Genomic DNA, 14,608 nt, shown 5'->3' on the forward strand with positions numbered 1-14,608 from the left:
TAACGTCGAGGTACAGAACAACAAAAGTCGCTGTCTATTCCAGCGGCGACGACGGGGAAGGCCAATGGAAAGGTCAGAGGAAACGTCAGAGGAAACGTCGTGATCGATCTCCATTATGCGCCGACGCCGAACGGCTGGAAAATCTCGATCATGCTAGAGGAACTCGGGCTTCCCTATCGGGTGATCCCGGTCAATATTCGCGCCGGCGAGCAGTTCAGCTCCGAGTTTTTGGCGATTAGTCCGAACAACCGCATTCCCGCGATCGTCGATCATGAACCCGCCGACGGCGGCGCACCATTCTCGGCATTCGAGACCGGTGCCATCCTGATTTATCTCGCGGAAAAGACCGGCCGCTTCCTGCCCACTGACCTGCGCGGCCGCTCCACCACCATCCAGTGGGTGATGTGGCAGATGGCGGGGCTCGGACCGATGCTCGGCCAGCACGGCCATTTCGCGCTCTATGCGGCGGAGAAGATCCCTTACGCGATCGAGCGTTACCGCGACGAGGCCGCGCGGCTCTATGGCGTGCTCGACCGGCAGCTCGAAAAGACCGGCGCTTATGTCGCCGGCGACTATTCCATCGCCGATATCGCCTGCTTCCCCTGGACCATGACCCACAAGGCGCAGGGCTTTACGCTCGACGACTATCCGAACGTGAAGCGCTGGTACGCCGAGGTGCGCGCCCGGCCGCAGCTGCAGGCCGGGCTTGCGATCGGCAAGTTCGTGAAAGAGCCGTTCGACGAGGAATCACGCAAGATCATGTTCGGCCAGCGTGCGAAGGAAGTGCTGGGAAAGAAGTGACGGCCACCGCTCTCTCCCCGTCATTGCGAGGAGCTCTTGCGACGAAGCAATCCAGACTGGTTCCGCGGAAAAGATTCTGGATTGCTTCGCTCCGCTCGCAATGACGGGCAGAGAGCGCGACAAACACGACAAAAGGAAACGCCATGATCGAATTCTTCTTCGACTGTTCCAGCCCCTGGACCTATCTCGCCTTCCATAACATCCAGCCGCTCGCCAAAGAGCTCGGCGCCGAGATCGTCTGGCGGCCGATCCTGGTGGGCGGCATCTTCAACACGGTGAACCCCAGCGTCTATGCGCAGCGCGAGACGCCGGTGCCGCTGAAGGCGCGCTACATGAAGAAGGACCTGGCCGACTGGGCGCGCTCGGCGGGCCTCGCGATCAAGATGCCGCCGACGGTGTTTCCGGTGAACAGCGTGAAAGCGATGCGCGGCTGCATCTGGCTGGGCAGAGACATGGTGCCGTTCGCGACCGCCGTGTTCGAGGCCTATTGGGGCGACGACAAGGACATTTCGCAGGACGCGGTGCTGGCCGAGATCTGCAAGAAGGTCGGCGTCGACGAGCAGAAGTTCTTCGCCGGCATCGCGGAGCAGGGGATCAAGGACCAGCTCAAGGCCAATACGGAAGAGGTCGTCGCCCGCGGCGGCTTCGGTTCGCCGACCATCTTCGTGAACAAGACCGACATGTATTTCGGCAACGACCGCCTGCCGCTGATCCGCGAGGCGCTCAAGCGCAGCAAAGCGAGCGCGGCCTGATGGTGCGCGCTGTCGTCTGCCGCGCGCTTGGGGCTCCCGAGACGCTGCGGCTGGAGGAGTTTCCGTCGCGGCCCGTCAGGCCGGGCGAGGTTCGCGTCGCGATCCGGGCAGCCGGCTTGAACTTTCCCGACGTGCTGATGGCAGCCGGTGAATATCAACTCAAGCCCGAGTTGCCGTTCACACCCGGCATGGAGGCCGCCGGTGACGTGACTGAGGTGGGTGCCGAGGTGAAGGGTGTTGCCGTCGGCGACAAGGTCATCGTCAAGATGCGCCACGGCGCCTTCACCGACGAAGCCGTCGTGATGCCGTCGCAGCTCACGCCGATGCCGTCGACCTTCGACTATGCGGAAGCCGCGACCTATCTCGCCGGCCACGGCACGGCCTATCACGCGCTGATCGACCGCGGCCGGGTCGAGCCGGGCGAGGTGCTGCTGGTGCACGGCGCCGGCGGCGGCGTCGGCCTTGCGGCCGTGGAGATCGGCAAGATGCTCGGCGCGACCGTGATCGCGACAGCTTCCAGCGACGAGAAGCTCGCGATCGCCAAATCGCGCGGCGCCGATCATCTGGTCCGCTACGACCGCGAACCGTTTCGCGACGCCGTGAAGCGCATCACCGACGGCCACGGCGCGGACGTGGTGTTCGATCCCGTCGGCGGCGAAGTGTTCGAGAACTCGATGCGCTGCATCGCCTGGGGTGCGCGGCTGCTGGTGATCGGTTTCACCGGCGGCATCGGCTCCGCGAAGACCAACCTCTTGCTGATCAAGGGCGCGAGTGTCCTCGGCGTGCGCGCAGGCGAGGCGGTGCGGAAAAATCCGGCGCTCGGCGAGGTACGGTTGAAGGCGTTGCTCGCGTGGGCCGAGCAGGGCAAGCTCCGCCCGAACATCTCGCACCGCCTGCCGCTGGAAGATTATGCGAAGGCCATGCGATTGCTGATCGATCGCAAGGCGATCGGCCGTGTGGCGCTGGTGATGGAGTGACGGTGCCGGTTGCTGATAAATGGTGGGCACGGCGCTTTGCGCCTTTGCCCACCCTACGAGAGCGTCACTTGTACTCCCGCTCCGTCCACCACGGGAAATAATCCGGCATATCGCTCGACACCTTGTTCTTGAACTGCGCCGGCCGCTTCTCCAGGAACGACACCACGCCTTCCTTCACGTCGTCCGAACGTCCACGGGCGTAGATGCCGCGGCTGTCGACCTTGTGGGCTTCCATCGGATCGTCGGCGCCCATCATGCGCCACATCATCTGGCGGATCAGCGCCACCGACACCGGCGCGGTCTTGGCGGCAAACTCCTTGGCGAGCGCGCGGGCAGCCGGCAGGAGATCATCGGGGGCGACGACCCTGCTGACGAGGCGGCCGGCGAGCGCCTCCTGCGCCGGGAAGACGCGGCCCGAATAGCACCATTCCAGCGCCTGCGAGATGCCGACGATGCGGGGCAGAAACCAGCTCGAGGCGGCCTCCGGCACGATGCCGCGCTGGGAGAAGACGAAGCCGAAGCGCGCGGCCTCGGAAGCAATGCGGATGTCCATCGCGAGCTGCATGGTGACGCCGATGCCCACCGCGGGACCGTTCACCGCTGCGATCACCGGTTTCAGACATTTGAAGATGCGCAAGGTCACCTGGCCGCCGCCGTCGCGCACCTGCGGATCGCTGTAATCGACCTTGCCGTCAGCGAAGCGTTTCACCGGCCCGCGCCGCGCGTCGCGATCGAAGGTGTCGGCGCCCGATGACAGATCGGCGCCCGCGCAAAAGCCGCGGCCGGCGCCGGTGACGATGATGGCGCGGACATTGTCGTCCTTGTCGGCGGCGTCGAACGCGTCGATCAGCTCTCCCTGCATCTGCGCGTTGAAGGCGTTGAGCTTGTCGGGCCGGTTCAGCGTGATGGTGAGGATCTGCTCGGCGACCTCGTACTTGATCGTCTCATACGCCATGGTGGTTTCCTTCCTGGTTTCTTTGTCGGTCTCTCTAGCACGTCATTCCGGGGCGCGCGAAGCGCGAGCCCGGAATCCATGGTTCGGCCGGAACGCGTGGGTAGATGGATTCCGGGCTCGCGCCCAAGAGGGCGCGCCCGGGAATGACGGGAGTTCGGTTATTTGGCCGGCGGTTTCGGCCAGGGCTTCTGCGCCCCGCGCAGACCTTCGAACGCCTTGGCCATGCCGAGCACGCCGATATCGTCGAAGCGGCGGCCGACGATCTGCACGCCGATGGGAAAACCCTTGGCATCGAAGCCGCCGTTGATGGAGACGGCCGGGTTCTCCGACATATTCCATGGCACGGTATAGCAGATATGCTCGAACGGCCGCATCGGATCGTTAGTCGGCGAGGCCCAGTCCGCCGGATAGTTCACGTTCGGCGCGGTTGGCGAAATCAGATAGTCGAGCTCGCAGAACAACTTTGACGCGACCGCGCGGATCGCCATGGTCTGGTTGAAGCCGCGGATGACGTCGACGCCCGACAGCCTCGCGGCGGACTCGCCCCATTTGAAGATGTAGGGCAACACCTTGGCCTGTTCGGCCGGCGTCAGCTTGGACAGATCGTCCCACATCCGCGCGCGCCAGAAATTGTCGAGGCCGTCAAGCATGTCGCGCGTCAGGATGCCGTCGACCTCGGTGACGACGCTGCCTGCGGATTCGAACGCCTTTGCGGCTTTCACGGCAACTTCACGGACCGATTTTTCCGCCGGCAGGCCGACACCGGCATCGAGCATCAGGCCGATGCGCAGTTTGCGCGGAGATTTTTCCAGCCCTTTCCAGTTCAGCGGTTCGGCGGGAAGGCTCATGCCGTCGCGGCGGTCGGGCTTGGCGATCACGCCCATCATCAGCGCGCAATCGTCGACCGTGCGGGTCATGGGGCCAGCGACGCGGCCGACATAGGCGGGGTCGATCGGCACGCGGCCGAAGCTCGGCTTGAAGCCGACGAGGCCGCACCAGCCGGCGGGCAGGCGCACGGAGCCGCCGATATCGGTGCCGAGATGCAAGGGGCCGTAGCCGGCCGCAGCGGCAGCACCTGCGCCTGCACTGGAGCCGCCGGGATTTTTGGAGAGGTCCCACGGATTGCGCGCGAGCGCGTGGAAGGAGGAGAGCCCGGAGGACAGCATGCCGTAATCCGGCATGGTGGTCTTGGCGAAGATGATGGAGCCTGCCTCACGCAGCCGCGCGGCGGGCGGGGCGTCCTTCTCGGCGGGCACGAGCTTGACGCTTACAGCGCCCAGCGGCACCGGCACGCCCTTGGTCGCGATATTGTCCTTCACCGTGACGGGCACGCCGTCGAGCGGGCCTGATGGTTCGCCCCCGGACCAGCGCGCGGTCGAGGCCGCTGCCGCCTCGCGCGCGCCGTCGGGATCAAACGCATAGAGCGCCCTGAGGTGCGGCTCCCACGCGGCGATGTGCGCGAGCAAATCCTCCAGCACCTCGCTCGGCGAGAACTGTTTTGCGCGATAACCCGCGATCAGGTCGACCGCGGACAGATCGTGCAGCGAGGTGACCGCCTCCTCGATGCTCTTTTTATGCATTGCCGCCCGCCGGCATGCGGGTCTCGATGATCCGGGCGAACATGCTGGCGCCGATCGGCAGGATCTTGTCGTCGAGCACGAAGCCTGGATTGTGCACGGGCACCGAGCCGTCATGGCCGACCCAGAAATAGGCGCCGGGAATGGTCTCCAGCATGTCGGCGAAGTCCTCGCTGCCCATCTTCGGCTGGGTGCGGGTGATCACGTTCGCCGGGTTGACGATTGTGCGCGCGACCTCCTCGACCACCTTGGACTGCTCGACCTGGTTGACCAGCACGTTGAAGGTGTCGCGGATGTCGACGTCGATCACGCACTGATAGGCGCTCGCGATGCCGGCGCAGATGGTGCGGATGCGTTCGCTGATCAGGGTGCGGACTTCCTTCGAGAAGGTGCGGATGGTGCCGCAAAGATGCGCCTCGCCAGGAATGACGTTGTAGGCGGAGCCCGCATGGATCTGGGTGATCGACACCACAGCAGCCTGGAGCGGCTCGACGTTGCGGCTGACGATGGTCTGGATCGCCTGCGCCAGCGTGGTTGCGATGATCACCGCGTCCTTGGAGCGCTCCGGCATCGCGCCATGGGCGCCGTAGCCGGTGATGCGGAGGTCGAAGAAGTCGGCGCTGGCCATCGCCGGGCCGGGCAGGATCGCGATCTCGCCGTGGTTGAGGTCGGGTGCGTTGTGCAGGCCGTAGAGCTCGTCGCAGGGAAACTTCTCGAACAGCCCGTCCTTGATCATCGCGCGCGCACCGCCGAGACCTTCCTCGGCCGGCTGGAAGATCAGGTGCACCGTGCCGTCGAAATTCCTGGTCTCGGCGAGATAGCGGGCGGTGCCGAGCAGCATGGTGGTGTGGCCGTCATGGCCGCAGCCGTGGAAGCGGCCGGGGATTTTCGAGCTCCATTTCAGATTGGTGTTCTCTTCCATCGGCAGCGCATCCATGTCGGCGCGCAAGCCGATGCGCTTGCCGCTCGAACCCTTGCCCTTGATGACACCGATCACGCCGGTGCCGCCGAGACCGCGATGCACCTCGATGCCCCAGCTCTTCAGCTTGTCGGCGACGATGCCGGAGGTGCGCACTTCCTCGAAACCGATCTCGGGATGGGCGTGGATGTCGCGGCGGATGGCGGTAAGTTCGTCGGCATAGCCGTCGATGCGGTCGATGGTGGGCATATGTCCTGTCCGGTTAGCGTGAAGGGGGCGTGAAAACGGGGCCGTTCGGCTTGATGCGGATGCCCGGACGCAGGCGCGTCCAGGGTAGCGACGCGGTATCGGCCGGCATCGCGCCGGGCGCGGCGCAGATCATCAGCTTCTCCGCGATCGGCTCGAAATCGGCGCGGAAGTGCACCGAGCTCTTGTTGACAAGAATCTTCTCCTGCGTCGGCTCGATGCCGACATAGCGGTACATCGCCTGGTCCGCGAGCTGCGCCTTGTGCGAGGACACGACGACGCGGACGTCGCCGATGCGCAAGGCCGCGGAGGGGCCCATCTCCATCTCGCGGCCGCCATAATAGGGGCCGGGCGCGATGAAGCGGCCGTCGGAGAGCTTTTCGACGACGAAGGTCTCGGTGTAGGGCTCGTCACCGGGAATGCCGGACTTGCCGCCGAGCGACAACGTGACGGTGGCGCCGACGCCGGCCGCATGCGCAGCCTTGGCCGAGACCGGATCGTAGAGCGCGCCGGTTGCGGCGCTGGCCTTGTTGCGCACCAGCGCGCGCAGCATGCCGGTGGTGTCGGAATCGCCGCCGGCGCCGGGATTGTCCTGGGTGTCCGCGATGACGACCGGCTTGCTCGCGCTCTTCGAAAGTTCCATGGCATGACGCACGCCATCGTCGGGCGACCAGATCTTGCCATCGAAATCGTCCTCGTGGCTTTCGATCAGCTTGACGATCGCGTCCGCCGCGCGGTCGGCATCCGCTTGAGTCTTGCCATAGGCGAACACGCTCGGACCACAGTCGCGGAAATCGGCGGCAGGGAAGCCGGGCGCGAAGGACAGCGTCGGAACCGCGTCGCTTTCGAGCGCCGCGAGCTTCTCGTAGATGCCCTTGGTGGGGTAGTCGTTGGTGCATTGCCAGCTGATCGCGATCAGGAAGGGCAACTGGCGGAACGACTTTGCGAAGCGTTGCTTCGTCTTCAGCAGCAGCGCGAGGTGCCGCGCGGCGGCGCGGCCGGTGTCGGCCATGTCGACATGCGGATAGGTGCGGTAGGCGATCAGCGCATCCGCGTGTTCCATCATCTCCGGCGTGACGTTGGCGTGCAAGTCGAGGCTCGCGACCAGCGGAACATCTCTGCCGATGACGCGGCGCACCCGCGCCAGAATCTCGCCTTCGCCGTCGTCGAGATGCTCGGTGACCATGGCGCCGTGCAGGTCGAGATAAACCGCATCGATCGGGCTGGCGGCTGCGATGCCGTCGACCATCACCTTCACGATGCGCTCGAAGGCGTCCTTGGTGACGTGCGCCGACGGGCTCGCACCGCAGGCGATCGTCGGAACGAGTTCCCAGCCATTGGCCTCGGCGCTGTCGGCGAAGCCGGCAAGGCCGACATTGATGCGCCGCATCACCTTGAGCACGTCGGCGCCTTGCGTCATCGCCGGCCAGCCGCCGCCATGCTGGAAGTCCGCGAACGTCGCCTTCGTCGGAGCGAAAGTGTTGGTCTCGTGCAGGAAGCCGCCGACGGCGATGCGTGTCATCAATTCAAGTCCAGGCGATTGAGAGTGCGCGACGTTAGCCTTGGCCTTGCGGCAAGAGCAAGGTGGGAAGCAATCGCGCCGCGCATAGGGTCAAGCTGTTTTGGGAATGCTGCGGATGTTATGAGCCCCTTCGCCGGGACGACACTAGGCGTTCGCCGCCACACCCTCTGCCACCGGCCGGAAATTCGCAAAATCCCAGTTGCGCCCTGGCGCTGCATCCAGCAGCGCCTTGGTGTAGGCCTCCTGCGGATGCGTCAGCACCTCGGCGGCGGGGCCCTGTTCGACCACGCGGCCGTGCTGCATCACCACGACTTCGTCGCAGATCTGCGCTGCGACGCGCAAATCGTGGGTGATGAACAGGATGGCGATGCCGAGCCGTTTCTGGATCTCGTCGAGCAGTTCCAGCACCTGCGCCTGCACGGAGACGTCGAGCGCAGAGACGGCTTCGTCCGCGACCAGCACGTCCGGATCGAGCGCAAGCGCGCGCGCAATGGCGATGCGCTGGCGCTGGCCGCCGGAAAACTGGTGCGGATAGCGCGACACCGCATCCGCCGGCAGTCCGACCAGCTCGAGCAATTCGCGCGCGCGCTTCATCGCGTCGGCATGCGAGGTGCCGTAGTTGATCGGGCCTTCCGCGATGCTCTCTCCGACCGTGATGCGCGGGTTGAGCGAGCGGTAGGGATCCTGGAACACGATCTGGATTTTTTGCCGGTGCGGCTGGAGCAGGCGGCGCGAGATGTCGGAGATCTCGCGGCCGGCGAGGCGGACGCCGCCGGAGGTCGGATCGATCAGGCGGACGATGCAGCGCGCCACCGTCGACTTGCCCGAGCCGCTTTCGCCGACGATGCCGAGGGTGCGGCCCTTGCGCAGCGTCAGCGTCACCTTGTCGGCGGCGACGACCTCGCGGCCTTTGCCGAAGAACGCGCGCTCCTTGTAGACCTTGCCGAGCTCGTTGGCCTCGAGCACGACGGGCTCGCGGCTCTCTTCGCGCGGAGCGCGCGGAACCAGGCTCGGCACCGACGCCAGCAAATTGCGGGTGTATTCCATGGTCGGATTGCGCAGCACGGTGTCGAGCGGACCGGTCTCGACCAGGCGGCCCTGCCGCATCACCGCGACGCGGTCGGCGATCTCGGCCACCACGCCCATGTCGTGGGTGATGAACAAGACGGCCGTGCCGTGATCGCGCTGGAGGTCGCGGATCAGGGTCAGGATCTGCTTTTGCGTGGTGACATCGAGCGCAGTGGTCGGTTCGTCGGCGATCAGCAGCTTGGGTTCGAGCACCAACGCCATCGCGATCATGATGCGCTGGCGCTGGCCGCCGGAGAGGCGGTGCGGGTAGGAGGCGAAGATGCGCTCGACCTGGGGCAGGCGGACCTGCTCCATCATGTCGAGGATGCGCTTCTTGCGTGCCCTGGCATCAAGATCGGTGTGGGCGCGCAGCACCTCGTCGATCTGGCGGCCGACGTGGACCACCGGATTGAGCGCGGTCATCGGCTCCTGGAAGATCATCGCCATCTTGGTCGCGCGCAGCTGGCGCAGGCGGCGGTCGGTCGCGGTGAGGATCTCCTCGCCGACGAGCTTGACGCTGCCGCCGGTCGGAACCAGCGTGCCCTTCGGCAATAGGCCCATCGTGGTGAGCGAGGTCACAGACTTGCCCGAGCCGCTTTCGCCGACGAGGCACAGCGTCTCGCCCTCGTGCACCTGGATCGAGATGCCGTCGATGATCTTTGCGCCGTTCGGCTTCTTGCCGACGGCGACGACGAGGTTGTTGATGTCGAGGACCGGGTTGGTCATCACTTGATTGGTCATCACTTGCCTTCCCGCTGCTTCATGCGGGGATCGAGGGCGTCGCGGGCAGCGTCGCCGATCAGATTGATGCTGAGGATGGCGATCGAGAGCAAAAGGCCCGGCCAGAAGATCAGCGTCGGCTTGAGCTGAAAATACTGGCGGCCTTCGGCCATGATGTTGCCCCAGGTCGGCGTCTCCGGCGAGATGCCGGCGCCGAGGAAGGAGAGGATCGCCTCGGTGAGGATGGCGGAGGCGCAGACATAGGTGCCCTGGACGATCAGCGGCGCGATCGTGTTCGGCATCAGATGCCGCCACATGATCTTGGGCAGGGACGAGCCGACCGAGATCGCCGCTTCGACGTAAGGTTCTTCGCGAGCCGACAGCACCACCGAGCGCACCAGACGCGCCACGCGCGGGATTTCGGGAATGGTGATCGCGACCAGCACGGTCCAGATGCTGGCGCCGGAGAGCGACACCACGGCGATCGCGAGCAAAATGCTCGGCATCGCCATCAGGCCGTCCATGATGCGCATCATCACGGAATCGACCAGCTTGAAGAAGCCGGAGACGAGGCCGATGGCGAGCCCGATGACGACCGACAGGATCGCCGAGCCGATCCCGATCAGCAGCGAGACACGGCCGCCATAGATGACGCGGGACAGCAGGTCGCGGCCATAGGCGTCGGTGCCGAGCAGGAATTGCGCCGACGCGGGCTTGAGCCGCAGCGACGGCGCCAGCTGGATCGGGTCATGCGGCGCGATCAGCGGCGCCAGGATCGAGATCAGCACGATCAGCGCGAGCAACACCGTTGCCGTGGCGATGATCGGCGTCGAGGTCAGGAAGCCGAAACGCGGCCGCAGCGGCGACGTGATCGGAATGGAGGACTGGGGAAGGGTATCGACCGACATGGTTGTTCTTGTCCTTGCCTCAGTACCGGATCCGGGGATCTAGCAGGGTGTAGGCGACGTCGATCAGGAGATTGACGACGACGTAGATCAGCGACGTCAGCAAAATCATCGCCTGGATCACCGGATAGTCACGCGCCAGCACCGCGTCCACCGTGAGGCGGCCGATGCCGGGGATGTTGAACACGCTCTCGGTGACGACGACGCCCGAGATCAAAAGCGCAAAGCCGGTGCCGATCACGGTGATCACGGGCACAGCAGCGTTGCGCAGCGCGTGCCGCATCATCACCGCGACTTCGTTGATGCCCTTGGCGCGCGCCGTTCGCACGTAATCTTCGCCGAGCACGTCGAGCATCGCCGCGCGCGTCATGCGCGCGATCAGCGCGATATAGATGAAGGAGAGCGCGCAGGTCGGCAGGATGATGCGCTCGAAGAACGGCCCGAAACCGGTGGTGATGCTGCGGAAGCCCTGCACCGGCACCCAGCGCAGGTCGATCGCGAACACCTCGATCAGGACGTAGCCGACCACGAACACCGGCACCGAGAAGCCGAGCACGGACAGGCCCATCACGAAGCGATCGATCCAGGTGCCGTGCTTCCAGGCTGCGACGACGCCCAGCGGGACCGCAACGACGACGGCGAGGATGATGGTCGACAGCGCGATCGAGATCGACGGCTCGACGCGCTGGCCGATCATCTTGATGACGGGCAGATTGGAGATCAACGAGGTGCCGAGATCGCCGTGCAGCAGCTTGCCGACCCAGGTGATGAATTGCACGATCAGCGGCTCGTTGAGGCCGAGCGAAGCTCGGATGCGCTCCAGCCGTTCCGGCGTCGCATTGTCGCCGGCGAGGATCGCGGCGGGATCGCCCGGGGTCAGCCGCAGCAGCAGGAACACGAACAGCGCAACGACGCCCATCACGGGCACGGCAGCGAAGATTCGGCGAACGAGATATCCGAGCACGTTGGATCCGTCTAATTAGAGTCAAAGCGGCGGCAGCGGGCGCAGCCTGTTCTGCCATCAGCCTAACATTTGAGCAATTCCCGTGCCATGAGGACCACAGGTTTTGCAGTGCGGCCCATTCGTTTTGGCTGCGCGGCGACCTCCCGTCGGGGTCACTCCAGCGTTGCGAGCAGGCCCGCCATCAACCGTCCGCGTTCGACCAGGCTGTCGACCTCGATGAACTCTTCCAGCGTGTGGCCGTTGCCGCCGCGCACGCCGAGGCCATCGAGCGTCGGAATGCCCATCGCGCCGGTGAAGTTGCCGTCGGAGCCGCCGCCCGAGCTCGCATGCGGCAGCTCGGTGCCGAGCGATTTGGCGATGCCGCGCGCCTTCTCATAGAGCGCCATGGTGCCGGCATCGGGCTCCCACACCGGCCGCGTCACGCCGCGCGTCACCTTGAAGGTGACGTCATTGGTGGTGCCCGACAGTGCCAGCATCCGTTCGACGCCGCGGTCGAGATCGGCCTGGCGCTTGGCCATGGAGAGCGCTTCGCCGGTCGCGGTCGTGGCGACGCAATTAACCCATTGGCCGCCATGGACGACGCCGACCGAGAAGGTGCAATCGTCCGTCGTCATCGCGTCGATCGCCAGAATCTGCCGCGCCATCTCGCGGATTGCCGAGCGTCCGGCCGACAGCCTTGCGCCCGCGTGGCTCGGCCGTCCCGTCGCCTCAAGATTGAAACGCGCGATGGCGTAACGTCCGGTGGTGACGCCGTTGTCGGCGCGGCCGGGCTCGGGCACCAGCACATATTTGTTGCGCGCGGCTTCCGCCTCGATGAGGTCGCGCGTCGAGGGCGTGCCGACTTCCTCATCCGGCGTGAACAGGACGGTGATCGGCAGCGGCGTGGTGAAGGCGGCGCGTGCCAGCTGCCGGATCGCTTCCAGCGAGAGATAGTTGCCGCCCTTCATGTCGTAGATGCCGGGGCCGTAGCATTTGTTGCCCTCACGCCGCCATTTCAGCTTCTCGATGGTGCCGACCGGGTGGACGGTATCCATGTGGCCTGCGATCAGGATGCCCGGCTCGCCCTGCTTCGGATGGGGAAAGCGCGCGCGGATGACGCCGCCAAAGCCCTGCCGGCCCGCGATGCGCTCGATGGTCGCACCCATGATCGCCATGTCGCGCGCGGCGATGTCGAGCATGCGGTTCACTGCATTCGCATCCCAGGTCGGGCTTTCGCATTCCACCCAGCTGCGCAGGCCTTCGAGCATGGCCTCGGAATCAAAGGGGAGATTGGCTGGATTCATCGATCTCTCTCAGGCTTGCGAAGGTGGAACGCGCATTGCATCGGCAAGCGTCGCGGAGAGCTTTGTAGAGCCAAACCGGTCCCAGTGGAGCCCATGTGCACGCCGCCTTGGGCTGCACCGAATGCCGATTGACGCGCTCAAGACTGTCTGCAAGTCTCGAAAGATAAAGGCATTGCATGAGGTTAGTTCGCCTAAGGAACGACCCGAATGCTTAACCAATAACCCGCCTTTGAACAGTTTCACGTCAGGAGAAACTTTCTATGTTCCACTTGATGCGCCGGGGGCGTCGCGCGTTCGCCTCCAAACTTGCGCTGTCGGTCGTCGCGCTCTCGACGGCGCTGGCCTCGCCAGTGCTTGCGGCCGGCAAGACCATCACCGCGGTGATGCATTCGGATCTTCGCATTATCGATCCGATCTTCACCACCGCCTACATCACGCGTGACCATGGCTACATGGTTTACGACACGTTGATCACGACGGATGCGAACTTCAAGATCCAGCCGCAGATGGCCGACTGGAAGATCTCCGATGACAAGCTGACCTACACCTTCACGCTGCGTGACGGCCTGAAATGGCATGACGGCACGCCGGTGACCGCGGAGGACTGTGTCGCCTCGCTGAAGCGCTGGGCCGCCGTCGACGGCATGGGCCAGCAGATGATGACCTTCACCGCCAGCATCGAGGCGACCGACCCCAAGACCGTCACGCTGAAGCTGAAGGAGCCCTACGCCCTGGTGCTGGAATCGATCGGCAAGCCGTCCTCGCGCGTGCCCTTCATGATGCCGAAGCGCCTGGCTGAGACGCCGCCGGACAAGCAGATCCCCGAGCAGATCGGCTCCGGTCCCTTCAAGTTCGTGCAGGGCGAATTCCAGCCCGGCGTCAAGGCGGTCTATGTCAAGAACACCGACTATGTGCCGCGCAAGGAGCCGGCGAGCTGGACCGCCGGCGGCAAGGTCGTGAAGGTCGACCGCGTCGAGTGGATCACCATGCCGGACTCGCAGACCGCGGTGAACGCGCTGCAATCGGGCGACATCGACTTCATGGAAGTGCCGCCGTGGGATCTGCTGCCGGTGCTTGAAGGCAATCCCGACCTCAAGGTCGAGACGCTGAACAAGTTCGGCTACCAGACGCTCGGTCGCATGAACTTCCTCTATCCGCCGTTCGACAATCAGAAGATCCGTCGTGCAGCGATGCTCGCGATGAACCAGAAGGACGTGCTCGACGCGCTGGTCGGCAATCCTAAATACTACAAGATCTGCGGCGCCTTCTTCATCTGCGACACGCCGTTCGCGACCGACGTCGGCTCGGAAACCCTGATCAAGGGCAACGGCATGGCGGAAGCCAAGAAGCTGCTGGCCGAGTCGGGCTATGACGGCACCCCCGTCGTCGTCATGGTGCCCGGCGACGTCGTGACGCTGAAGGCGCAACCGACCGTCGCGGTGCAGGCGCTCCGCGAGGCCGGCTTCAAGGTCGATGCGCAAGCGACCGACTGGCAGACGGTGGTGAGCCGTCGCGCCAGCCAGAAGCCCCCGAAGGAGGGCGGCTGGAACATGTTCTTCACCAACTGGGTCAGCGCCGACGTGTCCAACCCGATCTCCAACCTCTCGATCGGCGGCCAGGGCAAGAAGGGCGGCTGGTTCGGCTGGGCGGAAGACGCCAAGATCGAGAAGCTCAAGGACGACTTCGTCCGCGCCGCCTCGCTCGACGATCAGAAGAAGATCGCGACGGAGATCCAGAAGGAAGCCTACGATCAGGTGATCTACATCCCGCTCGGCCAGTACCTGGCGCCGAGCGCGTGGCGGAAGTCGCTGACCGGCGTGCTCGACGGTCCCGCGACACCGGTGTTCTGGAACATCGACAAGTCGGAGTAACGGGAGAAGGCTTTTCGTCCCGACCATCATGCGGCGCCGCTGTCATCA

12 protein-coding genes are annotated in these 14,608 nt (G+C 65.1%); 4 read left to right on the plus strand and 8 right to left on the minus strand.

What is annotated here, in order from left to right:
* Positions 1-99 precede the first annotated feature (99 nt).
* From IC761_RS13605 to IC761_RS13615, 3 genes are all read left to right on the plus strand, one after another.
* Entirely contained in the window at positions 100-801 is a 702-nt protein-coding gene (locus IC761_RS13605; RefSeq protein WP_195803742.1) for a glutathione binding-like protein, read from the plus strand.
* Positions 802-944: 143 nt separating this feature from the next.
* Positions 945-1,553 (plus strand): 2-hydroxychromene-2-carboxylate isomerase, encoded by a 609-nt coding sequence (locus IC761_RS13610; RefSeq protein WP_195803743.1) that lies wholly within the window; start codon positions 945-947, stop codon positions 1,551-1,553.
* Positions 1,553-2,530 carry an NADPH:quinone oxidoreductase family protein gene (locus tag IC761_RS13615; protein WP_195803744.1) on the plus strand — a complete coding sequence of 326 codons (978 nt, stop codon included), beginning with the start codon at positions 1,553-1,555 and terminating at the stop codon, positions 2,528-2,530. The genes IC761_RS13610 and IC761_RS13615 overlap by 1 nt, the downstream gene beginning before the upstream one ends.
* 64 nt (positions 2,531-2,594) lie before the next feature.
* Here IC761_RS13615 and IC761_RS13620 read toward each other — a convergent pair whose 3' ends face one another.
* From IC761_RS13620 to IC761_RS13655, 8 genes are all read right to left on the minus strand, one after another.
* Positions 2,595-3,485, minus strand: coding sequence for a crotonase/enoyl-CoA hydratase family protein (locus tag IC761_RS13620; RefSeq protein WP_195803745.1), 891 nt, complete (start codon positions 3,483-3,485; stop codon positions 2,595-2,597).
* Between the two features lie 158 nt (positions 3,486-3,643).
* Positions 3,644-5,065, minus strand: coding sequence for an amidase (locus IC761_RS13625; protein WP_195803746.1), 1,422 nt, complete (start codon positions 5,063-5,065; stop codon positions 3,644-3,646).
* Positions 5,058-6,230: a M20 aminoacylase family protein gene (locus IC761_RS13630; protein WP_195803747.1), complete on the minus strand. Its 1,173-nt coding sequence runs from the start codon at positions 6,228-6,230 to the stop codon at positions 5,058-5,060. The genes IC761_RS13625 and IC761_RS13630 overlap by 8 nt, the downstream gene beginning before the upstream one ends.
* 13 nt (positions 6,231-6,243) lie before the next feature.
* Positions 6,244-7,749 (minus strand): M81 family metallopeptidase, encoded by a 1,506-nt coding sequence (locus tag IC761_RS13635; protein ID WP_195803748.1) that lies wholly within the window; start codon positions 7,747-7,749, stop codon positions 6,244-6,246.
* Between the two features lie 144 nt (positions 7,750-7,893).
* On the minus strand, positions 7,894-9,543 hold the full coding sequence (locus IC761_RS13640; RefSeq protein ID WP_195804641.1) for an ABC transporter ATP-binding protein: 1,650 nt from the start codon (positions 9,541-9,543) through the stop codon (positions 7,894-7,896).
* A 14-nt stretch (positions 9,544-9,557) separates the two neighbouring features.
* Complete coding sequence (locus tag IC761_RS13645; protein WP_195803749.1) at positions 9,558-10,445, minus strand: ABC transporter permease; 888 nt, start codon at positions 10,443-10,445, stop codon at positions 9,558-9,560.
* A gap of 19 nt (positions 10,446-10,464) precedes the next feature.
* On the minus strand, positions 10,465-11,406 hold the full coding sequence (locus IC761_RS13650; RefSeq protein ID WP_195803750.1) for an ABC transporter permease: 942 nt from the start codon (positions 11,404-11,406) through the stop codon (positions 10,465-10,467).
* Positions 11,407-11,558: 152 nt separating this feature from the next.
* The gene (locus IC761_RS13655) at positions 11,559-12,689 is read right to left on the minus strand and encodes a M20/M25/M40 family metallo-hydrolase (protein ID WP_195803751.1); all 1,131 of its coding nucleotides are present in this window, start codon (positions 12,687-12,689) and stop codon (positions 11,559-11,561) included.
* Between the two features lie 260 nt (positions 12,690-12,949).
* Here IC761_RS13655 and IC761_RS13660 point away from each other — a divergent pair, with 260 nt between their 5' ends.
* Positions 12,950-14,560: an ABC transporter substrate-binding protein gene (locus IC761_RS13660; RefSeq protein ID WP_195803752.1), complete on the plus strand. Its 1,611-nt coding sequence runs from the start codon at positions 12,950-12,952 to the stop codon at positions 14,558-14,560.
* Positions 14,561-14,608: the final 48 nt, after the last annotated feature.

The organism is Bradyrhizobium commune (assembly GCF_015624505.1).
Lineage (GTDB): Bacteria > Pseudomonadota > Alphaproteobacteria > Rhizobiales > Xanthobacteraceae > Bradyrhizobium > Bradyrhizobium commune.